The 25,947-nt window shown below is 33.0% G+C and carries 28 protein-coding genes and 2 pseudogenes; 10 read left to right on the top strand and 20 right to left on the bottom strand.

The window, feature by feature from the left end:
- Positions 1 to 58 precede the first annotated feature (58 nt).
- From NST87_RS13685 to NST87_RS13670, 4 genes are all read right to left on the bottom strand, one after another.
- Entirely contained in the window at positions 59 to 733 is a 675-nt protein-coding gene (locus NST87_RS13685; RefSeq protein WP_001105987.1) for an IS6-like element IS257 family transposase, read from the bottom strand.
- A gap of 291 nt (positions 734 to 1,024) precedes the next feature.
- The gene (locus NST87_RS13680) at positions 1,025 to 1,120 is read right to left on the bottom strand and encodes a type I toxin-antitoxin system Fst family toxin (RefSeq protein ID WP_002441941.1); all 96 of its coding nucleotides are present in this window, start codon (positions 1,118 to 1,120) and stop codon (positions 1,025 to 1,027) included.
- Positions 1,121 to 1,240: 120 nt separating this feature from the next.
- The gene (locus NST87_RS13675) at positions 1,241 to 2,014 is read right to left on the bottom strand and encodes a hypothetical protein (protein ID WP_057534309.1); all 774 of its coding nucleotides are present in this window, start codon (positions 2,012 to 2,014) and stop codon (positions 1,241 to 1,243) included.
- A 66-nt stretch (positions 2,015 to 2,080) separates the two neighbouring features.
- Positions 2,081 to 2,509 carry a plasmid mobilization protein gene (locus NST87_RS13670; protein WP_057534308.1) on the bottom strand — a complete coding sequence of 143 codons (429 nt, stop codon included), beginning with the start codon at positions 2,507 to 2,509 and terminating at the stop codon, positions 2,081 to 2,083.
- A gap of 393 nt (positions 2,510 to 2,902) precedes the next feature.
- On the opposite strand from NST87_RS13670, the gene NST87_RS13665 reads away from it, so the two are divergent.
- From NST87_RS13665 to NST87_RS13655, 3 genes are read left to right on the top strand one after another with little or no spacing between them, the layout of a single operon-like run.
- Positions 2,903 to 3,283: a plasmid mobilization protein gene (locus tag NST87_RS13665; RefSeq protein WP_069814802.1), complete on the top strand. Its 381-nt coding sequence runs from the start codon at positions 2,903 to 2,905 to the stop codon at positions 3,281 to 3,283.
- Positions 3,265 to 4,254, top strand: a complete 990-nt coding sequence (locus NST87_RS13660) for a relaxase/mobilization nuclease domain-containing protein (RefSeq protein ID WP_070039660.1) — start codon at positions 3,265 to 3,267, stop codon at positions 4,252 to 4,254. Before NST87_RS13665 ends, NST87_RS13660 begins: the two co-directional genes overlap by 19 nt.
- Positions 4,166 to 4,735, top strand: a complete 570-nt coding sequence (locus NST87_RS13655) for a DUF334 domain-containing protein (protein WP_133170856.1) — start codon at positions 4,166 to 4,168, stop codon at positions 4,733 to 4,735. The genes NST87_RS13660 and NST87_RS13655 overlap by 89 nt, the downstream gene beginning before the upstream one ends.
- A 152-nt stretch (positions 4,736 to 4,887) precedes the next feature.
- Here the strand turns inward: NST87_RS13655 and NST87_RS13650 are convergent, their stop codons facing one another.
- The 3 genes and pseudogenes from NST87_RS13650 to NST87_RS13640 form a co-directional block, all read right to left on the bottom strand.
- Entirely contained in the window at positions 4,888 to 5,478 is a 591-nt protein-coding gene (locus NST87_RS13650) for a type 1 glutamine amidotransferase family protein (RefSeq protein WP_262615981.1), read from the bottom strand.
- 710 nt (positions 5,479 to 6,188) lie between these two features.
- Positions 6,189 to 6,491, bottom strand: a pseudogene (locus tag NST87_RS13645) (protein rep); the annotation flags it as partial.
- A 16-nt stretch (positions 6,492 to 6,507) separates the two neighbouring features.
- Entirely contained in the window at positions 6,508 to 7,479 is a 972-nt protein-coding gene (locus tag NST87_RS13640; protein WP_069794540.1) for a replication initiator protein A, read from the bottom strand.
- A 514-nt stretch (positions 7,480 to 7,993) separates the two neighbouring features.
- Between NST87_RS13640 and NST87_RS13635 the strand changes: the two genes are divergently transcribed.
- Both NST87_RS13635 and NST87_RS13630 read left to right on the top strand, forming a co-directional pair.
- Positions 7,994 to 8,680: a DUF536 domain-containing protein gene (locus NST87_RS13635; RefSeq protein WP_069794542.1), complete on the top strand. Its 687-nt coding sequence runs from the start codon at positions 7,994 to 7,996 to the stop codon at positions 8,678 to 8,680.
- A gap of 427 nt (positions 8,681 to 9,107) precedes the next feature.
- A complete protein-coding gene (locus NST87_RS13630) occupies positions 9,108 to 10,676 on the top strand; it encodes a Vga family ABC-F type ribosomal protection protein (protein WP_105978677.1) in 1,569 nt (522 codons plus the stop codon).
- A gap of 171 nt (positions 10,677 to 10,847) precedes the next feature.
- Here NST87_RS13630 and NST87_RS13625 read toward each other — a convergent pair whose 3' ends face one another.
- Entirely contained in the window at positions 10,848 to 11,276 is a 429-nt protein-coding gene (locus NST87_RS13625; RefSeq protein ID WP_015740108.1) for a VOC family protein, read from the bottom strand.
- An 81-nt stretch (positions 11,277 to 11,357) separates the two neighbouring features.
- On the opposite strand from NST87_RS13625, the gene NST87_RS13620 reads away from it, so the two are divergent.
- Entirely contained in the window at positions 11,358 to 12,293 is a 936-nt protein-coding gene (locus NST87_RS13620) for a helix-turn-helix transcriptional regulator (RefSeq protein ID WP_105978678.1), read from the top strand.
- A 107-nt stretch (positions 12,294 to 12,400) separates the two neighbouring features.
- On the opposite strand, the gene NST87_RS13615 is transcribed toward NST87_RS13620, so the two are convergent.
- Positions 12,401 to 13,009: a recombinase family protein gene (locus NST87_RS13615; RefSeq protein ID WP_017176851.1), complete on the bottom strand. Its 609-nt coding sequence runs from the start codon at positions 13,007 to 13,009 to the stop codon at positions 12,401 to 12,403.
- Between the two features lie 238 nt (positions 13,010 to 13,247).
- On the bottom strand, positions 13,248 to 13,343 hold the full coding sequence (locus NST87_RS13610; RefSeq protein WP_145373301.1) for a type I toxin-antitoxin system Fst family toxin: 96 nt from the start codon (positions 13,341 to 13,343) through the stop codon (positions 13,248 to 13,250).
- A gap of 62 nt (positions 13,344 to 13,405) precedes the next feature.
- Here NST87_RS13610 and NST87_RS13605 point away from each other — a divergent pair, with 62 nt between their 5' ends.
- Complete coding sequence (locus NST87_RS13605; RefSeq protein ID WP_001105987.1) at positions 13,406 to 14,080, top strand: IS6-like element IS257 family transposase; 675 nt, start codon at positions 13,406 to 13,408, stop codon at positions 14,078 to 14,080.
- 57 nt (positions 14,081 to 14,137) lie between these two features.
- Here the strand turns inward: NST87_RS13605 and NST87_RS13600 are convergent, their stop codons facing one another.
- The 6 genes from NST87_RS13600 to NST87_RS13575 form a co-directional block, all read right to left on the bottom strand.
- A complete protein-coding gene (locus tag NST87_RS13600) occupies positions 14,138 to 14,479 on the bottom strand; it encodes a Rep family protein (protein ID WP_340721799.1) in 342 nt (113 codons plus the stop codon).
- Between the two features lie 64 nt (positions 14,480 to 14,543).
- Positions 14,544 to 14,693 (bottom strand): ribbon-helix-helix protein, CopG family, encoded by a 150-nt coding sequence (locus tag NST87_RS13595; protein WP_210136512.1) that lies wholly within the window; start codon positions 14,691 to 14,693, stop codon positions 14,544 to 14,546.
- Between the two features lie 260 nt (positions 14,694 to 14,953).
- The gene (locus tag NST87_RS13590) at positions 14,954 to 15,100 is read right to left on the bottom strand and encodes a hypothetical protein (RefSeq protein WP_009385875.1); all 147 of its coding nucleotides are present in this window, start codon (positions 15,098 to 15,100) and stop codon (positions 14,954 to 14,956) included.
- Positions 15,101 to 15,391: 291 nt separating this feature from the next.
- Complete coding sequence (gene mobV, locus NST87_RS13585; RefSeq protein WP_340721798.1) at positions 15,392 to 16,930, bottom strand: MobV family relaxase; 1,539 nt, start codon at positions 16,928 to 16,930, stop codon at positions 15,392 to 15,394.
- 246 nt (positions 16,931 to 17,176) lie between these two features.
- Complete coding sequence (locus tag NST87_RS13580; RefSeq protein WP_445684179.1) at positions 17,177 to 17,467, bottom strand: hypothetical protein; 291 nt, start codon at positions 17,465 to 17,467, stop codon at positions 17,177 to 17,179.
- Positions 17,468 to 17,561: 94 nt separating this feature from the next.
- The gene (locus tag NST87_RS13575; protein ID WP_001105987.1) at positions 17,562 to 18,236 is read right to left on the bottom strand and encodes an IS6-like element IS257 family transposase; all 675 of its coding nucleotides are present in this window, start codon (positions 18,234 to 18,236) and stop codon (positions 17,562 to 17,564) included.
- Positions 18,237 to 18,294: 58 nt separating this feature from the next.
- On the opposite strand from NST87_RS13575, the pseudogene NST87_RS13570 reads away from it, so the two are divergent.
- Positions 18,295 to 18,966, top strand: a pseudogene (locus NST87_RS13570) (IS30 family transposase); the annotation flags it as partial.
- 62 nt (positions 18,967 to 19,028) lie between these two features.
- Here NST87_RS13570 and phnE (NST87_RS13565) read toward each other — a convergent pair.
- The 4 genes from phnE (NST87_RS13565) to NST87_RS13550 form a co-directional block, all read right to left on the bottom strand.
- Positions 19,029 to 19,844: a phosphonate ABC transporter, permease protein PhnE gene (gene phnE, locus NST87_RS13565; protein WP_011303195.1), complete on the bottom strand. Its 816-nt coding sequence runs from the start codon at positions 19,842 to 19,844 to the stop codon at positions 19,029 to 19,031.
- Complete coding sequence (gene phnE / locus NST87_RS13560; RefSeq protein ID WP_011303196.1) at positions 19,841 to 20,635, bottom strand: phosphonate ABC transporter, permease protein PhnE; 795 nt, start codon at positions 20,633 to 20,635, stop codon at positions 19,841 to 19,843. Before phnE (NST87_RS13560) ends, phnE (NST87_RS13565) begins: the two co-directional genes overlap by 4 nt.
- 1 nt (position 20,636) lies before the next feature.
- On the bottom strand, positions 20,637 to 21,410 hold the full coding sequence (gene phnC / locus NST87_RS13555) for a phosphonate ABC transporter ATP-binding protein (RefSeq protein ID WP_340721796.1): 774 nt from the start codon (positions 21,408 to 21,410) through the stop codon (positions 20,637 to 20,639).
- Positions 21,411 to 21,543: 133 nt separating this feature from the next.
- A complete protein-coding gene (locus tag NST87_RS13550; RefSeq protein WP_313694186.1) occupies positions 21,544 to 22,500 on the bottom strand; it encodes a phosphate/phosphite/phosphonate ABC transporter substrate-binding protein in 957 nt (318 codons plus the stop codon).
- Positions 22,501 to 22,754: 254 nt separating this feature from the next.
- Between NST87_RS13550 and NST87_RS13545 the strand changes: the two genes are divergently transcribed.
- Positions 22,755 to 24,320: a hypothetical protein gene (locus tag NST87_RS13545; RefSeq protein ID WP_011303199.1), complete on the top strand. Its 1,566-nt coding sequence runs from the start codon at positions 22,755 to 22,757 to the stop codon at positions 24,318 to 24,320.
- Positions 24,321 to 24,343: 23 nt separating this feature from the next.
- Entirely contained in the window at positions 24,344 to 25,876 is a 1,533-nt protein-coding gene (locus NST87_RS13540; RefSeq protein ID WP_019467662.1) for a bifunctional metallophosphatase/5'-nucleotidase, read from the top strand.
- The last annotated feature ends 71 nt before the right edge of the window (positions 25,877 to 25,947 follow it).

The raw sequence follows: 25,947 nt of genomic DNA, 5'->3' as shown, positions 1-25,947 counted from the left end.
GGTTCTGTTGCAAAGTAAAAAATATAGCTAACCACTAATTTATCATGTCAGTGTTCGCTTAACTTGCTAGCATGATGCTAATTTCGTGGCATGGCGAAAATCCGTAGATCTGAAGAGACCTGCGGTTCTTTTTATATAGAGCGTAAATACATTCAATACCTTTTAAAGTATTCTTTGCTGTATTGATACTTTGATACCTTGTCTTTCTTACTTTAATATGACGGTGATCTTGCTCAATGAGGTTATTCAGATATTTCGATGTACAATGACAGTCAGGTTTAAGTTTAAAAGCTTTAATTACTTTAGCCATTGCTACCTTCGTTGAAGGTGCCTGATCTGTAATTACCTTTTGAGGTTTACCAAATTGTTTAATGAGACGTTTGATAAACGCATATGCTGAATGATTATCTCGTTGCTTACGCAACCAAATATCTAATGTATGTCCCTCTGCATCAATGGCACGATATAAATAGCTCCATTTTCCTTTTATTTTGATGTACGTCTCATCAATACGCCATTTGTAATAAGCTTTTTTATGCTTTTTCTTCCAAATTTGATACAAAATTGGGGCATATTCTTGAACCCAACGGTAGACCGTTGAATGATGAACGTTTACACCACGTTCCCTTAATATTTCAGATATATCACGATAACTCAATGCATATCTTAGATAGTAGCCAACGGCTACAGTGATAACATCCTTGTTAAATTGTTTATATCTGAAATAGTTCATACAGAAGACTCCTTTTTGTTAAAATTATACTATAAATTCAACTTTGCAACAGAACCTTTAATTTTATTATTACTCATATATGCTCCTTTAATAAATAATCAATTTCGAAATCAGATTATATAAATATATCATATGATAATATCCAAAGAGACTACTTAAAATATTATCTTTTTGCATTCCTATGCACTATGATGTTATAATACATTTAACGAAGATTATATGCATATATGCACCAATCCCCTCACTATTTGCGGTAGTGAGGGGATTTTTGATGCGGCTTAACGTCGCCTTCTATTTATTGCGTTTACTACTAAGCCAGTAAGTAAAATACGCAACTGCACAGCCACTAATGACTGGTGCAATGATGTGAACGAAGATCATAAGCATATGAAGCACCTCCTTCCGTCGAAAATATCGCCGGAAGTTAAGGCGACTCTATTATTATATCATCTGTAAACACGTAAGCATATCTACTTCCGATAAGTTGAATTATGTATTTTAATTACATTAACATTTCTTATCTTTTTTAGAAAAATAATTTAATAAAAGTATTTTCGCCCTATTATTCTTTTTATCTATACTATCAATAATCATTGAAAGTATCCCAAAGCTTAAAAAATAATAGATATTGTAAATTATTAAATTTAACATTGCAGCGCTTGAATCATTCAAAAAAGTAATATTAGAGATGATAGAATATAACAATGTTAGTACAATTGTAAATACACTCAGTATCAACCATGCTATTTTTTTCTTTTTATGTTCTTTAGAGAATATAAATCTTTTATAAAAAAATTTATTGAATATACATGCTATTTCTTCAAATTTTTCTCCATGATGATTATAGTATCTATAATGTAAGCTCTTATATAATCTTCTTAAAGGATAATCTACATCTTGACTATTAATCTGTTTTTCTATATCTCTAACTGTATCTAGTCTAATCATTTCTTCATAATAATTTCTATTAAAACTGCGTTTTATAAAATACCGTTTATCTTTATCTATAAAAACAATGAAGAAATTCAATGATTTTTTTATTAATAATATGCACATTAAGTAATACACAAAAAGAAGAGCATATGTAGTGATAGATAATATAATAGAAAGAAATTCGTCTTTTATTTTTAATAAAAGTAAATAATCTATAAATACTGGAATCATAAAACATATCCCAACAATAAGGATATTCATCAATAATATAAAATAATAATCAACCTTTTTTTCAAAATCCACAAATTTTAATAATGTCTTAAACGCATGTACTACAATTGCTACCATGATATGCTCCTCTTTTCGACTTAAACAAGTAATTCTAAATTTTTAATTAATTTAATTTCAAACTCTTTATTTCAGCTTTTCAATAACATCCCTAATCTCTTCTTTTAATTTTTCATCATTTTTATAGCCTTTCAAATTTATATATTCCGCATCGTTTTGCACATACTTTAAGAAGTCTTTAAATGTATTCACATAGCCTGCATAATGATAATATTGCTCTTCTAGATTATCGAAATCTTCTCTTGTCACTTCATATTGACCATAACCTGCCATAAGTTGCTTTTTAAGATCTTGATTCTCTTTTTCAAGTGCATCAATGCGTTCATCGGCAGGATATACAACCGTCGGTTTAATCCGATTACCTAATGCAGTAAGTCGTGTATATGCCGTTGGATTTAAATCTCTGATTTCAGCAAGTTGCTTTACTTTTTCGTACTCGGCTTCAGTTAAATTGATATTGATTGTTTTAGCTTTTTTATGATTTTGATTTGGCATTGATATCCCCTCCATAACTAAGTAAATACTCAAAAAATAAACACTATTTTTATTGAGTGATTGCTTAGTTACTATTTTAACATATGAGGGGATATTTAATGAGTAATTACTAATATTAAACTTCATTTAAATAATTAGTAATTACTCACTGTTTAACGCGCACATTTTTGCGCGTTCCACTAAGCAAATACTCATGAGTATTTGCTATTTTTTCGCAGAAAAAATCCCAGGGGGCTTGGGGGATTTATCCACCAACAAGCAGGGTATCTAGGCACGAAGTGGCTAGCATTCCCATTGCTTGCCAAACCTCTGAAACGATGTGAGAAAGATTGTATTATGTTATAATACAATCAACGGAACAACGTGTCTTTCGTTAGAAAGCGAGGTGGGATTATGAGCGAACGTAAAACAATGATTGAAGGTAACGAAGCTGTCGGGAAAAACCAAATCCCCGACCGCAAGGCACCGAAACAAATTAGTTTTCGTGTGAGCGAATCCGAATATTCAAAGTTACAGGCTTCGGCTGAAACTTTGAATATGAGTGTGCCTTTGTTTGTTAAAAACAAAGCACAAGGGGCTCGATTAGTGGCGCCCAAATTAGACAAAGTCACGCGCCAATCGATGGCCAAAGATATGGGTAAGTTGGGGAGCAACTTAAACCAAATCGCTAAAGCTTTAAATACGTATGGCGAACGCGCAAATATGGAACAAATGCAACAAGATATCGCCATCATGCGTGAGGAGTTGAATCATATATGGCAACAACTAAAATAAGTGCTACAAAATCAACATCACGGGCCATTAACTATGCAGAAAAACGCGCTGAGGAAAAAAGTGGTTTAAATTGCGACATCGATTATGCGAAAAGTGCGTTTAAAGCTTCTCGCGAAGTTTACGGTAAAACAGACGGCAACCAAGGTCATGTGATTATCCAGTCATTCAAACCAGGAGAAGTGACCCCTGAACAGTGTAATGCCCTCGGTTTAGAACTCGCCGAAAAAATTGCCCCTGATCATCAAGTTGCGATTTATACGCATAGTGATACCGATCATGTGCATAATCATATCGTGATTAATGCCATCAACTTAGAAACAGGTAAAAAATTCAATAATAATAAACAAGCACTTAAAGACATCAGACAAGCAAATGATGAGGTCTGCCGTCATCATGGTTTATCTATTCCCAACAATCAAGCAGAAATGCGCTACACCCAAGCTGAACAAAATCTCATAGATAAAGGGAAATCGTCATGGAAAAATGATATCCGGTTAGCCGTTGATGAAACACAAGCGACAGATATGAAAAGTTTCCAAGAACAATTACGTCCGAAAGGCATCATTGTTGAACGTGTGACGGATAAAACCATCACATATAGACATATAGAAGCAGATAAAAAAGTACGTGGCAGCAAACTAGGTGATATTTATGACAAAGGAGGCATTACACATGGCTTTGAAGCCGAGAAACAACGTAGAAGAAGAAAATACGAATCAAAATCAACAACTCCTGAACGAACTCCAACAGATCAATCAACGCATAGACAATCTAGAACAACGCTTAACTGGTCATCTTTCGACCAATCAACCCAAGCCCTCTTCAATGAACGAAAACGTCGTGAACGAGCTGAAAGAGCAGAACGCGAAGCTCGGGAACAGGATGATCGAGCTCGAGCAGCGAGAGCAAAACAGATCGAATCAGAACCAACAATTAGTAAGCGAACTAAAGGCTTCGACCTCGAACTTTAAAAACTACTTAGATAAAACAGAAACCAAAGTGATTAAAATTTCCAATCAAATGTTAGCAAAAATTGATACCAAACATATAACTGAGGATGTCGCAAAGGCGTTTAGACAAGAAAAAGATGGGATGTATGAGGATCTTAAAGGGATTCGAATGGCCAACCAAGAACATCATGAAGTATTGAACAACAGTTTAAAAGAAAATCAAAAGTTGAATAGTACGTTTAAATCAAGTATCAAAAGTATGACGCATGGTATTGGTGCCCTATACTTCGTTATTTTATTAATGGCCTTAGTTTCCATTGTGACTGGTCCGATTGGAAACGTTTTAGGTATTGATAACATGTACAGTGCCTTACATCATACGATTACACATACACAATCAGTATGGGGCTACTTATGGTATATCGCTTATATCGTCCCTTATATACTCTTTATTTTAGTTTTATGGGCTTGTTTAAGTCTTTTAAGACTATTTGAAAAGTAAAAGTTAAAAAATTATTAAGTCAGTAAATAAATAGGCATTCATCGATAAAATCGATGAATGCCTATTTCAAAAAGAACGTTATTTCTATATAATATCAAGACAAGAAGAAACTCGTTTTCAACTCGTTTCTAAAAACCCAAATACAACCAACTTTATAAATATGGATTTCCGTATTTTTCACAATACTTATAAAAACCAAACCTATTCATAAATATTGTCTTTTCAATACTTTTATCAGAATCAAAATCAATCTCTCTTAAAATTGATTCAGTAAATTCAAGTGATGCTGTACCATTTGCTGTTATAAGCATATTATCAACAACACTTTGCTTTTCTAAAAATTCATTCTCAGGTTTATATTTTTTATAATTTTGCCAAATATAAACCGAATTACCAGTATGTTTATATTTGTTTAAAAAACCATTTCTAGCTAAATAATCAACTGCTCCACATATAGCACCAATTACTATATTTTTATTAAATGCTTCCTCAACAAATTTTAAAAGGTTCTCAGAATCATTATCCCAAGAATTACCTCCAATCATAACTAACAGATCATAATCTTTAGGTTCATCGCCAATAATATAATCTACCAAAACAGAAAAACCACCTAAAGAAGATACATTTTCTTCACAAGAAATAGTACTTACAGACCAATTATCATCTTGATTTAAAATTGAAGATAAATATGCTCCTTCCCAATCTGCAAATTCATCTAGTAAAAGAAATAAAGCTTTTTTCAAAATTAAAAACTCCTTTTATTTTTAGATTAATAAACCTTATTGCTTTATTCCAATTGCTTTATTGACGTTGAGCCTCGGAACCCTTAACAATCCCAAAACTTGTCGAATGGTCGGCTTAATAGCTCACGCTATGCCGACATTCGTCTGCAAGTTTAGTTAAGGGTTCTTCTCAACGCACAATAAATTTTCTCGGCATAAATGCGTGTTCTATTTTTTGTTTTCTGAAGGTTTCCAAAATAAAACCACAGCCATAAAAAATAAGAAATAAATAATAAACCAAAAATCTAAATGACTTTGATTTATTTGCTGATATATAAAAACAAACATCAAAATAGACAGAAGTAATTGCACAGAAAAACGTAACCACATAAAAATATAACCTCCTTTTTTAAAAAACTTTATCACAAGAACTATTTGAATTTTAAATGCCTTTATTTTGAATTTTAAGGGGGCATTTTAAAGATTTAGGGGTAAATCATATAGTTTTATACCTAAATACTTACATAAGCTCTTAAAACACAAATATGAACCAAATAAATATATTCTAATTTCATAAACACATTTTTGATCTAAACCAGTGATAAATTTTTTAGACACTGCCCATTTACATGCAAACTTAAAAGTTAACATGAAAACTGGTCAACCTTGCCGGTTGAACGCTATAGTTCCCGCAGGGGCAAAAAGACATAAAAAAAACGCTAGCCTTTAAGCTAACGTTTCAAATCTTTTAAGTAATAATTTTGTTTTTCAAAATTCCAAATTGCAGTAATTGAATGTGCTTTTTCTTCTTCATCTGTTGTTTTATCTTCGTCACTTGTATTAATTAAATTCCCATCTTCGGCATCATCTAAATTTAAAATTTTATGTTTTTGTTTAAGCAATCCACCATAACTCAACATACGTTTTCGATATAAACCTTTTTCTAAATCATTAACAATCTCTGAATCTTTTTCGCTATCTCCAGTTAAATAATCTGATGACTTAACCGAATATTTTGAGGTTTCTTTAATTGCTGTAAGCTCATTTGAATTATTCGTTAAAGATATTATACTTAGGCATATTTTGACGACGCATATTAAGCGCATGTATCTCTTCTAGTTCAGCTTTAATCGATTGCATCAAATAACCTTGCATAGCTTCAACCGTTTCATTTTTTTGTAGCAACATCGCTTTAAATCGTTTTAAGACACTGACAAGTTCGAACTCCACGTCTTCTAAACGGTAATATGTATCATGAGCATTATTAAATGATTTTTTTCCTTTAAGTAAAACACTTTTAATAATACGAATTTCTCTAATTTCAAAATTACTTAAGTAATCTTTGATTTGTTGTGGCAATTCTTCGAGAACTTGGAATTTAAGTGCATCATTATTAAATTCGGTTTGTTGATGATTTGTATGATTCGAATGATTGTGGTTTGTTGAATTGTTATATGTATCATTCATATCATGCGTATCATTATTCTTAGTCTCTATATAGTCAGTATTACTTAAGTCAGTATCATTAGTGTATTCTTTTGATATGTCATGATGTATCAAATTAATATGTCTTGATGTATCATTATCATATTTCTGGACGTATGAATTTGATACGTCCGTGTTATTACGCTGTTCTATATCATTTTCTTGTTGTGAAATATAATATACATCAGCTTCTGTTACTTCCGGTTTTTTAATATATAATTTATTAGGTTTATTTAAACCTACTCTTATTTGATTGAATAAATCAGCTTGAGTTAATTCTTTTTTAATTTTAGATAACTTATTTGGACTACTAATATTTAAAATAGATTTAAGCTTTTCATTGGTATAAATAAAAAATATATCTCCATTTTTATCTACCCAATTATTTCTTATAGATAAATCTAAACGATCTCTTAATATTGACCATGTTATTTTTGCATCGTTAGACAAATTAACATATTTAGGATTCGTAAAAAACACTTTAGGTAATTGATAAAATTTCTCTTTTTGGATTTCTTTAATGTTAAAGTTGGACATACAAAAACCTCTTTCATATTTAAATTTCTAAAAGAGGTAATAAAAAGCTATAAGTAAGTTTATATGTATTCGACTTGCACTAATAATTCTTAGAATATATAATAAGAATATAACAAATATATAAACAAACAAATCACTTGTTTTATTACCGAAGAAACCTGACTATTCCCGTAGTTGGGTTTCTTTTATATATATTTATAATAACACTTTTAAAAGCTTTGTTAAATTGTTTATATACATTTGGATGTATGCATTTTCAAAAAAGATAAAACTTCGTATAATACCTTTATATGGTTATGTCATATAACAGCGTATAAACGCTTATATAGCAAGTATAAAGGGTGTATAACACCTATACATATAGGGTTGAAAGTTTATACATATAACCCTATATAGTTATACGTATAACCGTATATAGATATATGTATAATGAATTATATGCCCTTGTAATAACAAGTATAATAGCTATATAATGGTATAAATGTCATGTGTATAATTATATGGAGGCCATTATATGAAAAGTATGAAGGAAATTGCCGATGAATTAAACGTAACAAAAATGACTGTTTATAATAATGCTAAAAAAGCAAATGTAAAATTTCAAAAAATCGATAACGTAAATTACTTATCCGGTGAAGATGAAACTATAGTAGTAAACCGAATAAGAAAAAATCAAAATAAGAATGATGATTTTGAAGGTGAAAAAAAAGAAGAAGCTGAACCTAATAATGATAACCTGGTGAAAGATGAGACAATAAAACAATTATATAACCAAGTAGCTATATATAAAGAACAATCAAATAGAGATAAAGAGCAAATAAATACACTTAATAGACTTTTAGAGAATCAGCAAATATTAGCTTTAGAAAGTAATAAAAAGATTCAAAAATTGGAGAATCAATTAGAGGAAGAAAGACAGCTTAATTATTCCTTTGATACATCTGTTAATGATAGACAAAACGTTAATTCACAAGAAACAACATTTACTGAAGAACCTAAAGATATTGATCAAGAACAAGAAAATGAACATCCAACAGAAGTACAACATAAAGATGTAGCTGAAGAGGAAAAGGGTGACAGTATAAAAGAAGATGAGTTCCCAAAAGATGATAAACTATCTGAAGAAATAGAGAGTGAGACTGCTGATAAGGGAGAACAGACCCCTAAAAAAGGGTTTTGGAGTCGTTTATTTGGTAATTAATTGTAATAAAAAAGGCACGACAAGTTCATAAACTTGTCGTGCCTTTTTATGTGAATCGAACTTCTGATAATCATCGATTATGTAAATGGTTGGTATAAGATAAATAAATTGAAAAAATAATTTGAGTTGAACATTGACATTTATTGGCTATTTGTTTAAGTTGAATTTAATACGATAAGGGAAAGGGTGAACCAACTACATGATTAACTAATCCTATTTTCAAAAGTAAACAATTGAAAGTGTTTTATTTACAAACAGCGTTTGATTTGTGTTGTTTTCAATTGTACTTTTCAGGATAGGATGAAAATTCTGTAGTTGGCTCTAAAAATATTTTGTTAGAGTTCATCTATATAGATTTATGCCTCCTATTCTGAATAGATTAGGAGGCTTTTATTGTCTTCAATTACTTATAAGAGGATGAGAAAATATGAAAATAATGTTAGAGGGACTTCATATAAAACATTATGTTCAAGATCGTTTATTGTTGAACATAAATCGCCTAAAGATTTATCAGAATGATCGTATTGGTTTAGTTGGTAAAAATGGAAATGGAAAAACAACGTTACTTCACATATTATATAAAAAAATTGTGCCTGAAGAAGGTATTGTAAAACAATTTTCACACTGTGAACTTATTCCTCAATTGAAGCTCATAGAATCAACTAAAAGTGGTGGTGAAGTAACACGAAACTATATTCGGCAAGCGCTTGATAAAAATCCAGAACTGCTATTAGCAGATGAACCAACAACTAACTTAGATAATAACTATATAGAAAAATTAGAACAGGATTTAAAAAATTGGCATGGAGCTTTTATTATAGTTTCACATGATCGCGTTTTTTTAGATAACTTGTGTACTACTATATGGGAAATTGAAGAGGGGAGAATAACTGAATATAAGGGGAATTATAGTAACTATGTTGAACAAAAAGAATTAGAAAGACATCGAGAAGAATTAGAATATGAAAAATATGAAAAAGAAAAGAAACGATTGGAAAAAGCTATAAATATAAAAGAACAGAAAGCTCAACGAGCAACTAAAAAACCGAAAAACTTAAGTTTATCTGAAGGCAAAATAAAAGGAGCAAAGCCATACTTTGCAGGTAAGCAGAAGAAGTTACGAAAAACTGTAAAATCCCTAGAAACCAGACTAGAAAAACTTGAAAGCGTCGAAAAGAGAAACGAACTTCCTCCACTTAAAATGGATTTAGTGAATTTAGAAAGTGTAAAAAATAGAACTATAATACGTGGTGAAGATGTCTCGGGCACAATTGAAGGACGGGTATTGTGGAAAGCAAAAAGTTTTAGTATTCGCGGAGGAGACAAGATGGCAATTATCGGATCTAATGGTACAGGAAAGACAACGTTTATTAAAAAAATTGTTCATGAGAATCATGGTATTTCATTATCGCCATCTGTCAAAATCGGTTATTTTAGCCAAAAAATAGATACATTAGAATTAGATAAGAGTATTTTAGAAAATGTTCAATCTTCTTCACAACAAAATGAAACTCTTATTCGAACTATTCTAGCTAGAATGCATTTTTTTAGAGATGATGTTTATAAACCAATAAATGTCTTAAGTGGTGGAGAGCGAGTTAAAGTAGCACTAACTAAAGTATTCTTAAGTGAAGTTAACACGTTAATACTAGATGAACCAACAAACTTCCTTGATATGGAAGCTATAGAGGCGTTTGAATCTTTGTTAAAGGAATATAATGGCAGTATAATCTTTGTATCTCACGATCGTAAATTTATCGAAAAAGTAGCTACTCGAATAATGACAATTGATAATAAAGAAATAAAAATATTTGATGGCACATATGAACAATTTAAACAAGCTGAAAAGCCAACAAGGAATATTAAAGAAGATAAAAAACTTTTACTTGAGACAAAAATTACAGAAGTACTCAGTCGATTGAGTATTGAACCTTCGGAAGAATTAGAACAAGAGTTTCAAAACTTAATAAACGAAAAAAGAAATTTAGATAAATAAATTACTTTAAATTTAAGCAATAAAGATTATTATTGTTGTCTTTTTATTGAATCATTGATGGGTAATATTTATTAAGTTAGCGTATTGCATAACATATACAATCCAACTACCTATAAGGATAAATTATGTAAATTATTAATTAAAAAAGGGCATATTATATATGCCCTTTTTTTAATTTTTTCTTTTAGTAAAGAGATGATAAGCAATTCCAAATTCATCTTTAATATATCCATACCCTTCCGTATAAAATTTCGGGGCAAAGGGTACTAAAATTTCAGAGCCTAATTCAACTAATTCATCATAAATTCGCTTTGTATCTTCGACATTTTCGAATGTCACGCACAAAGAAACATTATTTCCTTTTGTAATTGGAAGGCCTTCAGTGTCATCTGCAATCATTAACTTTACATCACCAAATAAAATCACGCATTGGTCGATTTTTTCTAAATCTCTTTCATCAACATCTTCACGTGCCTCTAACGGTCTATCTTTTATTCTTTGAATATAAACTGTATTTGCATTAAATATTTCCTCTAAGCGTATTCTTAATTTTTCAGCATTATTAGTGATTACAAAATATGGACTAACTTCAAAATTCATATATTTTCCTCCTTCAATAATTTGTTATATAATTATCATACTATTTAAAGGTGTCAATTCTAGACACCGAAAGGGAAATTTATGAATAAAACTATCAGACTTTATAATCTAATAGAATTTTGTAATAATAATCGAAATTTCAAATTAAAAGATGTAATGGAAGAATTTAATACTTCAAAAAGTACAGCTTTGAGAGATATTAAAGATATTCAAGAACTAGGGGTGCCTTTATACAGTACTGGAGGAAAGAATGGAGGATATAAAGTTATTAGAAAAGCTCACCTCACAAGAATTGATTTAAATGATGAAGAAATTAAATCTTTATATTTTGCTTTGTCGAGTATCTCTAATTTAAAAAATCTTCCGTTTTCATCTGAATATATAAATATAGTCAATAAAATATATAACAGTTCTACAGAGGTGCAAAAATCGATTATTAATCAATACAAAAATATGTTTGAATACTTCAATGTTGAAATCGGGAATGAATATTCCAATGATATTTTTAATAAAGTTATAAATTTCACGATACTTAAAAAGCAATTCACTTTAGTTTATGGATCAAAACATCTTACTTATATTTATCAAGGGATAGGGTTAACTTATAAAAATAATGTATGGTATTTTGTGACGGCGAACGTTAAAACTAAAATTGTGAGATTATTTAACTTAAATAAAATTGAGGAGATATATGAAACAAGATTTGAAGAGGAAATCCCAAATATTCATCTGAAAAATTACAAAAAGTACTTAGTAGAGAAAGAGTCCAAAATAAATATAACTATTGAAAGTAATGAAATAGGCGTAGATTTATTACAAAATCATTTGTGGTCTAATATCACTATAGATAAATTAGAGGATGATACATTTATATTAAAAATAGACATCAATAAAGAAGATGTGAATTTTGTATCAAAAATCATTATATCTTGTGGTAAAAATGTAAAAGTTTTAAGTCCAGAGAGTTTGCGTAATAATATAAAACAAGACTTACAAGAAATATTAGATTACTATTAAATGAATACGATATACAATTTAACTACCTATAACACTTTATTAATAAAATATTATAGTGATTTCTAGGATGCTATGAGATGATCTCATTTGCGTTGAAACAAGGTTTATTAAAGCAAATCATTATCTTTTTTAATTCTGTAAATTGTCTGCCTTGTTATATTTACTTCTTTCGCAATTTTACTAATTGCTTGGCCTTCTTCTAACATTTCTACAACTCTATGATAAATAACACGTTTTTGAGGATCTTTAGCATTCGGTGCATAGAGTAAAGGACGTCCTTTATATACCCCTTTTTCTTTCGCAACTTTAATACCTTGTGCTTGTCTACGTTTACTTTCATTTCGTTCTTGTTCTGAAACCATTGCTAATATTTGGATGATTAAGTCTTTCATAAATTTATCTAATAAAGGATTGCCAATGACTTCATTCATCATCGGTAAACTAGTAATCATCAATTGGACTTCTTTATCTTTTAAATAATTAACTGTGTTAATCACTTCATCATAATTACGACCTAAGCGATCAATGGATTCTACTACAAATCTATCGCCCATTCTCACAAAGTTAAGTGCTTCTTGAAATATAGGTCTGTTTTCTACTGACTTTCCCGATTGTTTCTCTGTAAATATTTTCTCTACGCCAAATGTTTTCAAATTAGCTAGCTGTCTTTCTAAATTTTGGTCTATAGATGATACTCTAGCATAACCAACAATCATTGATCTCCACCTCATAATTAATATACACCCTAATCATACGTTCTAGTTATTGTAATTTCAATAACCTCATTTGTATGATTAGGGTGTGCTCAAGTCATACATATGCTTTCTATTTTCATACTTTTGTACATATCTATGTCCTAGTGTTATAATTTAATTAACAAAGGTTCTAGCATAGATGCACCAATCCCCTCACTATTGCCGTAGTGAGGGGATTTTTTGGTGTGGCTGTGGTCGCCTATTTATCATTGCGATTACGGAGCCAATGCGTAAACAATGCAATAATACAACCACTTATAACTGTGGTCATTATATGAACAAAGATTTCTAGCATAGATTAGGTTCTGTTGCAAAGTTGAATTTATAGTATAATTTTAACAAAAAGGAGTCTTCTGTATGAACTATTTCAGATATAAACAATTTAACAAGGATGTTATCACTGTAGCCGTTGGCTACTATCTAAGATATGCATTGAGTTATCGTGATATATCTGAAATATTAAGGGAACGTGGTGTAAACGTTCATCATTCAACGGTCTACCGTTGGGTTCAAGAATATGCCCCAATTTTATATCAAATTTGGAAGAAAAAGCATAAAAAAGCTTATTACAAATGGCGTATTGATGAGACGTACATCAAAATAAAAGGAAAATGGAGCTATTTATATCGTGCCATTGATGCAGAGGGACATACATTAGATATTTGGTTGCGTAAGCAACGAGATAATCATTCAGCATATGCGTTTATCAAACGTCTCATTAAACAATTTGGTAAACCTCAAAAGGTAATTACAGATCAGGCACCTTCAACGAAGGTAGCAATGGCTAAAGTAATTAAAGCTTTTAAACTTAAACCTGACTGTCATTGTACATCGAAATATCTGAATAACCTCATTGAGCAAGATCACCGTCATATTAAAGTAAGAAAGACAAGGTATCAAAGTATCAATACAGCAAAGAATACTTTAAAAGGTATTGAATGTATTTACGCTCTATATAAAAAGAACCGCAGGTCTCTTCAGATCTACGGATTTTCGCCATGCCACGAAATTAGCATCATGCTAGCAAGTTAAGCGAACACTGACATGATAAATTAGTGGTTAGCTATATTTTTTACTTTGCAACAGAACCTATTTATTTTTAGCAATAGCGTCTTTACTCTCATGCGTTAAGTACAAATACATGTTTTCCATGCTTTGTTTAATCACTTGTACTTTTGCTACACTTTCTTTACCTAATGCTCTCTGAATTTTCATTCTTACACTATGAGCCGTAACTGGATTAGCAGCTACATAAATCACATGGTAATGTGCTTTTTTATATTCTTGTCCTTTCACATTACTTTTATCCTTATCATGTAACGGACTAATCGCCATTGGCACACCAATCAATTCTAGTTGCATTTTCCAGTTTTCTGGTATACTCTCAGGGTATAATAAAAATGTGAAATATCTCGCTTTATCTGTTGTCATTTCATATCACCGTATACAGATAATGCAGTTTAAAAGAGCGTACTTTTTGCGGAGACGCTCTTTTTTATGCATTTTTCTGCCCTTTCTTATATTCTTCAAACGCAATTGTAAGTATTGCAGATTTACTCAATCCCTTTTCTTTAGCTATTCTATCTAAATCATCATGAACATTTTGAGCCAATGTAATTGTTAATCTCTTTTTATAATCACTCATCTTGTAACTCCTTTTTAATTTTATAAATACATAGTAACTAATGTGTGCATTATATGCAAATATTTACATCAAAAATCGAAAATGTAGCTAAAATGTAGCTAAAATGTAGCCTATTTGTAGCTTTGTGAAAAATCGCTATAACCCTTGATATTAAAGGTCTAAACACTTCACAATCTCTGATTTGGCACTCGGCACTTAAAAGGGGGGTCGTAGTAGCCCCCCCTTTTTCCACCTCAATCTTTAAGATTTAAAGAAGAAAATTAACCCTCTTTATCATCTTTTTTTAAACCAAATATTAATAAAACAAAAACAGATAAAAGTATATAAGGGAAAAATAACGAAGTAGCTAAAACACCTATAATCATGCTTAAGTAAAACGAGTCAATTTTATAATTTCCAAATTTCATAGAAAAACCCCTTTCGTTTTCTTCTCAAAAAATAAAATTGCTTTATTCCAATTTCCTTATTGGTCGGAACCAACAATTCCATGTGATGTTGAGTTGGTACTTTCTTGGGATTTATCCCAATTCAAGTCCAACCAACTCGCTAACAAGTTAGCTATCACATTCCATTATTCCAACCAATAAGTTTTCTCGGCATAAATGCGCGTTATAATTATATTATTAGTTAAATAACTCTTAATAAGCATTTATAAAGCTCTTAGTAGTTTAACAATAACTGTTACGAGCTTTATTTATTTATTTATCTAAATCAAAACCTTTATTCTTATTATGGTTTTTATCTACTTGATTTTGCTTTATTTTAGCATCTTTTTGTTTAAACATATTTTTATCACTATCATTCACACAAACAATATCTCTATATTGATTTCTAAATTGTTGTTTAATTCTATTATCAAGCATATAAATTCCTTTTTGATAAATATCTTCGCCAACCTTTTCTTTAATAAACTTACAACCAAACTTAACAATATTCTTAGTTATTTGGTGGTTGGTTTTTTCATCTTCTTTCTCACTTTCAATACGCTTATTCTTTTGTTTTAAATTTCTATTTTTTTGTTCCAAATTACTGATTAATTTTTGATCGTCCATACGTTCTTGATTAGAACTTAATCGCCTAAACTCTGGCTCTATTCTTTTAGCTACTGCTGCTTGTTTTTTTAACGTTTTATAATTATCTTCTGAAATAATTACTTTACCTGTAGCCTCTTTTTCTTTTGAAAACAAGCTAGGTTTTTTATACTCATATTCATATTTGTCATTTACAGGCTCATTTAAGACATTTATTAAATTTTGGTACTCTTCTTCCTCTTTTTGTTTTTTTGCTCTTATTTCGTCTAATTTTACTTTCTCATATGCATTTTTCTCTTTATATTCATCTATTTGTGAATCTACAGAACCTAAAATATCTAAATGTCTATCTCGTTCTTGTTTCAAATCCTCGATTTTTTTCGACTCTTTATGCTTTTGATTTTCTATATTTTGAGCTTCTTTCTTTAATTTTGGTAACTTAATTTCTTCCCAATCTTTCAATTCACTTTTCATATTGTCATAGCTTGCTTTTATAGGTTTAATTTCTCTCTTGTAATGGTCTATTAAACGTTGATGGTTTTGAATTTGTTTTTCTGTCCCTTTAAGTGTTTGTCTAGCAAATTCTTTTTCTTTCTCATGGTATTTAGTTTCACTCTTATACTGCTCAACTTGGCGATGCTTTCGCTCTGTTTTATTTTTAGATTCTCCACGTTCTAATCTATATCCTTTATCATTCAAATATTGATTAAATCTGTCTTGAAATTCTGTTAATGATTTTTTATTACCAATTACTTCTTTAGCGCTCAAACGACCATCTTCTGTAATCGGGACAAATCCATAATGCATATGTGGTGTTTTCTCGTCCATATGAACCGTTGCATAAAGCAAATTTTCTTTTCCATACTCATTTTCTAAAAATTGCTTGGAATCTTCAAAAAAGCTCTTTATATCTTCTGTACTCTTAAATTTAAAAAAATCCTCGTCTGATGTAATAACGCCATCAATATGTTTAATAGCATCATTTCGTATTTTTCTTTTACCTGCATAATTCTGTTCTATTTTCTCATCTATTTTTTGATTAAAATCAATATCACTATCATTCACTAAGTCATAATTTAAATATGACTTCTCTAAATCTATATCATCATTTTCATAATTTTTATTTTCTCTTTGGACATGTTTTTGAATTCCAGTTGTGTTTGTTTTTGATTTTACTCTTGCAACTCTAATTATAGAATACGACATATAATTGCCCTCCTGTTTCATTGATTTTCGTGGCCTTTATTTATTAAAGTCTAACACACTAGACTTATTTGCAATAAGTCATTAGTTCGTGTGTTCTGCGAAGCTAGTTTTGCTTACGCAAAAATGGACTGAACAAGTCAGTCCATAAGTTCAAAACCTAAACCCCAGCAACCAAAAATGTGGTTGCTAATGTTCATAAATTTTATGATCACTACGTGTATAAAATTTAATTCACTAAGTTCAAGTTCAATCCAATATTTCGCCTGTATCTGTATCAACGTAACTTTGTCCGTATTTACGTTCTTGATACACTGCATCGAAATATAATCTAATTAATCCAGTATGTGAACGTAGAACACTATTTATAATTTTCATACTCGGCAAATTATAGTCACCACCATGTTCTTTCACAAAACGTCTTAATTCTCTTATGTTTGCTAAACCATGGTCATCTATCATGTCGCAAACATCGTTCAACATTTCGTCTTTATCTTCTACATCAAGCACTACATATCTATCAATATCAAAGTTATTCAAAAGCTCTATATCCTTTTTGTTGTACTTATATTTATTGGTTCTGTTGCAAAGTAAAAAATATAGCTAACCACTAATTTATCATGTCAGTGTTCGCTTAACTTGCTAGCATGATGCTAATTTCGTGGCATGGCGAAAATCCGTAGATCTGAAGAGACCTGCGGTTCTTTTTATATAGAGCGTAAATACATTCAATACCTTTTAAAGTATTCTTTGCTGTATTGATACTTTGATACCTTGTCTTTCTTACTTTAATATGACGGTGATCTTGCTCAATGAGGTTATTCAGATATTTCGATGTACAATGACAGTCAGGTTTAAGTTTAAAAGCTTTAATTACTTTAGCCATTGCTACCTTCGTTGAAGGTGCCTGATCTGTAATTACCTTTTGAGGTTTACCAAATTGTTTAATGAGACGTTTGATAAACGCATATGCTGAATGATTATCTCGTTGCTTACGCAACCAAATATCTAATGTATGTCCCTCTGCATCAATGGCACGATATAAATAGCTCCATTTTCCTTTTATTTTGATGTACGTCTCATCAATACGCCATTTGTAATAAGCTTTTTTATGCTTTTTCTTCCAAATTTGATATAAAATTGGGGCATATTCTTGAACCCAACGGTAGACCGTTGAATGATGAACGTTTACACCACGTTCCCTTAATATTTCAGATATATCACGATAACTCAATGCATATCTTAGATAGTAGCCAACGGCTACAGTGATAACATCCTTGTTAAATTGTTTATATCTGAAATAGTTCATACAGAAGACTCCTTTTTGTTAAAATTATACTATAAATTCAACTTTGCAACAGAACCCTATTAGTTATAATACTATTTACCGTGCTATTTATTTAGGCCTATTTGATCCGCCTAAATTAAGTCACGGTAACCGTGGATGTATTAGATTGTTAAGGCATAGAGGTAAGACTAGACACACTAAAAGTCATCAAGAAAATAGAGGTAGAATTAGAATAAGTTATTCAATACATGATCGACCTCAAATCATTAATGATAGAGAACGAATCGGAGATTGGGAAGCCGATACTGTTATGGGAAAAACTGGAAAATCTTGTCTTGTTACATTAGTAGATCGTAAAACCGGCTATTTACTTTGTGGTAAAGTACCTAAAAAGAAATCTGAGTTTGTGAAACAGAAAATCGTAGATTTACTTGGCACCTTACCAAACAATAAACGATTATCTATTACACCAGATAGAGGTAAAGAGTTTTCTAAACATCCAGAAATTACGTCAGAGTTAGATAACATTCCATTTTATTTTCCTGATCCTCATTCCCCTTGGCAACGTGGAACTAATGAAAATACAAATGGATTGATTAGAGAATATATAGCCAAAGGTATTGATATTGATAACATTACAGAAGAACAAATAGAACACTATGTTTATAAGTTGAATACACGTCCTCGTAAACGATTTGATTGGAAAACACCAGCAGAGCTTTTCAATGATAAGGTGTTGCACTTAATTTGACAATTGAAGATATAAATAACCATGGAATCACATCGTTATTCCATGGTTATTTATTGTTCTAATCATACAATTTTCTCTCTAATTTTGCCAGAGATGTAATCCACGATACCGACCATAATTACTAAGCCGATTAATATAATTCCGACACGATCCCATGAACGTGTCTGCAAGGCAAAGATTAATGGTGTACCGATACCTCCTGCACCGATTAAGCCTAAGATGGACGCCGAACGCAAGTTCAACTCAAAACGGTAAAGAATTAATGACATGAAAGTCGGCAAGATTTGCGGGATGACCGCAAATACTAATGTTTTAATTTTATTTGCGCCGCATGCTTTAAGCGATTCGGTTGCACTTAAATCGATATTTTCAATATCCTCTGCGAAGAGTTTTCCAAGCATCCCTACTGAATGAATACCGAGTGCCAACACGCCTGAAAATGATCCTGGTCCTACTGCTTTGATAAAGATTAAAGCCATTACGATTTCAGGAAAGACTCTGATAATACTTAAGATAAATTTGCTTGTGCCTGTGACTGGGCGGAGTTTGACAATATTCTTTGCGCCTAAGAACGCTAAAGGAATACAGATAATCGCAGCTAATATTGTTCCGACTACTGCAATCGCAAAGGTTTCTAACAAACCATGAAGCAAGTCTTCTCCGCCTTTTTGATAGACAAAGCCCCAATCCGGATGAGTTAGTCCTTGTAATATCGAACCGAGAATTTGACGGGATTTGTCTTTGATTTCTAAAGCAGGCATACCGGCAAAAGCCCAAATCAAAAGTGCCGCAACCACTAGTGCTGTTAAGGTATATTTGATTTTCTTCTGCTTATTGCTGTAGTTGTTCAATAACTCTGTTTTACTCATTGTCGTCATGTGAGTTGCTCCCTCACTTTCGAACTGATGAAGTCAATAATGACTACAATCAATAGTGTAAATAAGATAATCACTGCTGTTTTATCGTATTGGAACAGGCCGAGTGTTTGGTCATAAAAGAGACCGATACCGCCGGCACCGACTAAACCAAGTACCGCAGCTGCACGAATATTAATTTCAAAGGCGAATAATACATAAGACACATAAGAAGCGAGTGCCTGCGGAACGACACCGAACAAAATCCATTTGGTTTTATTCGCCCCTACTGCCGTCATGGCTTCTAAAGGGCCTGGATCAATCGCTTCTAAAACTTCATATAATAACTTTGCGACGATACTGATAGTTAATACAATTACCGCGAGCACCCCTGGAATTTGGCCAATCCCAAAAACCGCAACGAAAATAGCCGCAAGTAATAAATCCGGTATCGTACGCACAATGTTCAGCACGAAACGTGCCGGCATTGCTATCCATTTCGTACGTGAGATATTCTTGGCACATAATAATGCAATGGGTACTGCAATAATAGAACCGATAAATGTACCTACGATTGCCATACGAATCGTATCTAACATTGGATTCAATATCTGAGATAAATAACTTAAATCCGGCGGAAACATATCTGTAAATAAGACACCGATTTGAGGCAAGCCGTATAATAAATCACCGATACTAAATCCCGTATAAGTCAAACTCCATATTACTAAGAAAAGTACAAGGACTGCACTGAAAGTCGTCTTAAACGATTTCTTGTTATTTAACATCGACGCATAATCTTTCGCATGATCCATGCTAATTCACTCCTAACTTCTCTTCGTCTTGAATAGAACGGCCGTAAATTTCATTAAAGGCTTCATCTGTTGCACGCTCAACAGGGCCATCAAAGACCAATTGACCATCGCGCAAACCAATAATACGTGTGCCGTATTCACGTGCTAAATCTACAAAGTGCAAGTTGATAATAATTGTGATACCTAATTCTTGATTAATACGCTTCAAATCATCCATCACTTGTTTAGTTGTTAAGGGATCTAATGAAGCAACAGGCTCATCTGCTAAAATAATCGCAGGTTCTTGGCATAAAGCTCTTGCAATAGAAATACGCTGTTGCTGACCGCCGGATAATTCATCAGAACGTGATTTATACTTATCTAAAATATTGACGCGGTCTAAAGCTTCTAATGCTTTGATTTTGTCTTCCTTCGGAAATAGACCGAGAATCATTTTCCAAGTCGGATGATAGCCGACACGTCCGCTGAGTACATTACGCATCACCGAAGAACGTTTGACTAAGTTGAAATTTTGGAAAATCATACCGATATTTCTGCGCATTTCAAGCAGTTGATTGCCGCTGGCTTTAGTCATCGATTTGCCGTCAATCAGAATTTCCCCTTCTGTAATATCATGCAGCCGATTGATAGAACGCAGTAATGTCGATTTTCCTGAACCTGACAAGCCGACAATGACTGCGAAATCACTCTTTTCAATATTTAAATTAATACGGTCTAAACCGACATGACCGTTACTATAAACTTTGCGTACATCTTTAAATTCAATTTGACTCATACTCATTTCCTTTCCTTCTCGCTTTAATACAAAGCGAGCGTATTCAACGGACTCAATGTGCTCTTGCAAGCCTCACTGCGTTGAAATACGCTCATTAAAATGGTGTGATGGAGAACATCTGTTTGCTTTGTGCTTACTTCATTTCTTTGACTTTTTTATCGTATTCTCTAACGATATCGAAGTTTTCATCTTTGCTGTCTACGTAGTTTTCATGAGAGTAAACTTCACTGATGACTTTGTGTCCCTCTTTTGTTTTCGCAATATCTTTAAAGGCTTTTTTCAGTTTGTCGCGGAATTTTGAATCCATATCGCTGCGCACTGAGATTGTGTCGTTTGGAATCGGTTTAGTTAATTTTAAAATTTTAGTTTCATCAAAGACTTTAGGTTCGTCTTTTTTCACGATTTTACGTGCATCGTTGAATACAGCTGCCGCATCTACATCGCCGTTCATTAATGAAATGACTGCTTGGTCATGACCTTTCATGTTCACAACTTTCATGTCTTTTAAGACATTTACGCCTTCTTTGTCTAATTCAACAAGCGGGAAAGTATACCCTGCAGTTGAACTCACATCTTGCAGCGCGATTTTTTTGCCTTTTAAATCTTTAACACTTTTAATACCTGAATCTTTTTTAACAAGAATTTCTGATTTATAGTCCTTTGTAAGTTCTTTTGAATCTGAACCGTCCTTATTCACTCCGAAACGTTGTGCTTGAAGCAATACATCCGCCGCTTTTTTATCGTGCGCTAATGTATAAGCTGTCGGAGGTAAGAAACCAACATCTACTTTTTTAGATTTCATCGCTTCAACAATTGTGTTGTAGTTCGTTGAAACTGAAACTTTCACTGGGATATCTAACTCTTTAGATAATAATTTTTCTAACGGTTTTGCTTTCGCTTCCAACTTATCTGCGTTTTGAGAAGGGACAAATTGAACTGTTAATTCTTTAGGTTTGTAATCCCCGCTGCCTCCCTCTTTATCACTTTCTTTCTTATTGTCTAAAGAACTGCCGTTGCCGCAAGCGGATACGAATAAAATAACTGCCATCATTAAAGCGAAGAGTGACTTTAACGCATGTTTCTTTCTCATTCAACATTCCTCCATATGTATTGCGATGTGTTACACATTTATTATATGAGTGAATTAAAGTAAAAAACAACACAATATTTGTGTAGATTGAGTAAATAATTTATGCAATGTTGATTATCTTTAAATTATTTGAAACTTTAGTTAAGTTATCGTAAATCTTAAATTTATCGAATGTAACTTTCTAGAATTACGAATATAATGAAAGGACAAGTAAATAAAAATAAATACATAACCATTTTAGGAGGAACATTCAATTGAAAGTAATCCATCGTTACGTCGCAAGTTCTGTTTTGATCGCATCTACACTACTCAGTGCATCACCTGATACATACGCACAAAGTACCACTGATGCACCGACTATCGGAGAAGCTGAAAAAGGCAAAGTACTTATGGATAATTCACATGCCCAAACCGCAGGTGCGGCAGATTGGGTCTTAGACGGCGGCTTTTCTGATTATGCCAACCAAATCGCAAAGCAAGGTTATCAAGTGAAAGAATTACGCGGACAGGCAAGTATCACGCCTGAAAAGTTAAAAGACACAAAGATTCTAGTCATTCCTGAAGCGAATACACCTTTCAAATCTTCTGAACAACAAGCTATGGTTGATTTTGCAAAACAAGGCGGCAGTATTATTTTCATTTCTGATCACTACAACGCAGACCGCAACTTGAACCGAATTGATTCATCTGAAGCCATGAACGGCTATCGCCGCGGTGCATACAACGATATGACCAAAGATATGTCGCAAGATGAAAAGCAGTCAGAGGCTATGCAAGGCGTAAACAGTTCTGATTGGTTAGCTGAAAACTTTGGTGTACGCTTTAGATACAATGGTTTAAATAATCTTACAACGAAAAATATGGTAACAGGCAAAGATGCGATGGGCATCACAGATAATGTCAACAGTGTGTCTATGCATGCAGGTTCAACGTTAGCCATTACTGACCCTGATAAAGCAAAAGGCATTATTTATACACCTGAAGGTTTATCTTCAGAACAAAAATGGTCGCATGCGGTAGATCAAGGTGTCTATGCCGGAGGCGGTAAAGCTGAAGGACCTTATGTCGCGGTGTCTAAAGTCGGCAAAGGCAAAGCGGCATTCATCGGCGATTCATCTTTAGTTGAAGACAGTACACCTAAATATAAACGAGAAGACAGCGGAGATACAAAGAAAACTTATGACGGCTTTAAAGAAGCAGATAATCAGCAATTGCTCTCTAACTTAACAACATGGCTCGGCAAACAAGAAGATGCCGAAACGATAACAGCGCTCGGTGTTTCAAAAGACCAAGCCACACCATTGAAAGATTTCGAACAGCCAAAGCAATCAACAGAACCGCAAAAAGAACCTTGGTCAGAACCTAAAGCAGGCTATAAATGGTACGATCCATCAACTTTTGCGGCTGGCAGCTATGGAGGCTCACAATCTGAAACTCCAAAAGAAGAGCAGCCTTCATCACCAGATGAGGATACAAGCAGTACATCTATCAATACGAATGGCATTGCATTCGATGTGCCTGAACAACTTCAAGCAGGACAAACATTTACTATCAAAATCCAATTTAAAGGTCAGCCTGCCAACCAAACTTTAAACGATTTGCGTGCCGGTATTTATGCAGATGGCGGACGCCAGCTTGCGACATTCGGCACACAATCATCACCAGGGTATAGTGCAGCACAATCTGTTCAAACAGACAGTGACGGCAATGCGACACTGTCCTTGAAAGGTCAAACAATATCTGATGCTTCAGGGTCTGCACACTTGCGTTTAAAACAAGGTTCGCATAACCTGAAAACACAATCTATAACGATTAACTGATACGCACATAGGGGGATTTTACATTGACACAACTTGCATTCTATATCGTCAGCGATGTACACGGCTATCTCTTTCCAACTGACTATCAAGACAAGACACAACGATTACCGATGGGGCTCTTGCATACCAAAGCCATCATAGAAGAAGATAGTGCACAGTACAAAAACACGATTCGTATAGATAATGGCGACTTTCTTCAAGGATCGCCTATCGGACATTATCTTGCGAAAGAAAGAGAATCTGCAGAACAGCTGGCGGCGATTTATAATCAATTCGTTTTTGACTTAGGTGTAATCGGAAATCATGAGTTTAATTTCGGCTTAAATTATCTCAAAGACACACTAGCAGATTTAGATTATCCAGTCTTATCTGCGAACATTTTAGAAAACGGCGAACCCTTCACTGGTCATGGTGTCACGTATTTACAAAGAGAGGGATTAACGATTGGCGTGATTGGTTTAACTACACAATATATCCCGCATTGGGAGAAAGCAGAATACATTGAAGGTCTGACATTTGAAAGTGCTGAAAGCACATTGGCACAGTGGCTGCCTGAAGTCAGAGCCAAATCTGATATTGTAGCAGTATGTTACCACGGCGGGTTTGAAAGAGATTTAGAAAGCGGTGCGCCTACGGAAGCCTTAACTGGAGAAAATGAAGGTTATGCATTACTCGACCGCTTCCACACCGACATCGACCTCTTAATCACCGGCCACCAGCATCGTGAAATCGCACAAGTCATTCACGGTGTCCCAGTCATCCAGCCTGGTTCTAAAGGCAATACTGTCGGCAAAATTGTCTTAGACTACCATGATCAAGGTGTGCATCATGCGACTGCACAGCTTTTAACTGATGATAATCCTGATAAAGCTGTACTGACAGATGAGCTTCAGCAATTCAGCGATTATATTGAACAATGGCTAGATGCCCCAATCACTTTATTATCTGAAGATATGGTCGTTGAAGATCAATTTAAAGCACGCACTGCACCGCATCCATACCTTAACTTCTTGAATTACATCTTAATGGAAGCAAGCAATGCTCCGATTGCGGCATCTGCCTTATTTGATTTATCACGCGGCTTTAAAGGCGAAGTCACAATGCGGGATGTCTTAAACAACTATCCGTTCCCTAATACATTCAATGTACTGAAACTCAGCGGACAAGATATTAAAGATGCTTTGGAACAAACAGCTGAATACTTTGAAGTACAAGACCAAGAAGTCATTGTGAACCCTGAATATGTTGAACCCAAGCCTCAGCATTACAATTATGATATTTGGTCAGGTATTGCCTATACTATCAAAGCAGGCAATCCTAAAGGCGAACGTATTACACGTTTGACCCATCAAGGACAGCCGATTGCTATGCATCAAACTTATGAAGTCGTACTGAATAATTACCGTGCTGTCGGCGGCGGCAACTATCCAATGTTCAGTGAAGATAAAATCATCAAATCGATTCCGACTGAAGGTGCACAGCTGATTATTGATTACTTGCAAGCACATCCTGAATTGGATATTCCGAATGTGACAGATTTCAAAGTTGAAGTATAGATTACATTAAAGACAAACACAGCCCCCGCATTCAATACGGAGGCTGTGTTTCATTCTTATATCAAAATTTT

The organism is Staphylococcus sp. FSL W8-0271 (genome assembly GCF_038006605.1).
Taxonomy (GTDB): domain Bacteria; phylum Bacillota; class Bacilli; order Staphylococcales; family Staphylococcaceae; genus Staphylococcus; species Staphylococcus cohnii.
This window is presented reverse-complemented; position numbering and strand designations above follow the sequence as displayed.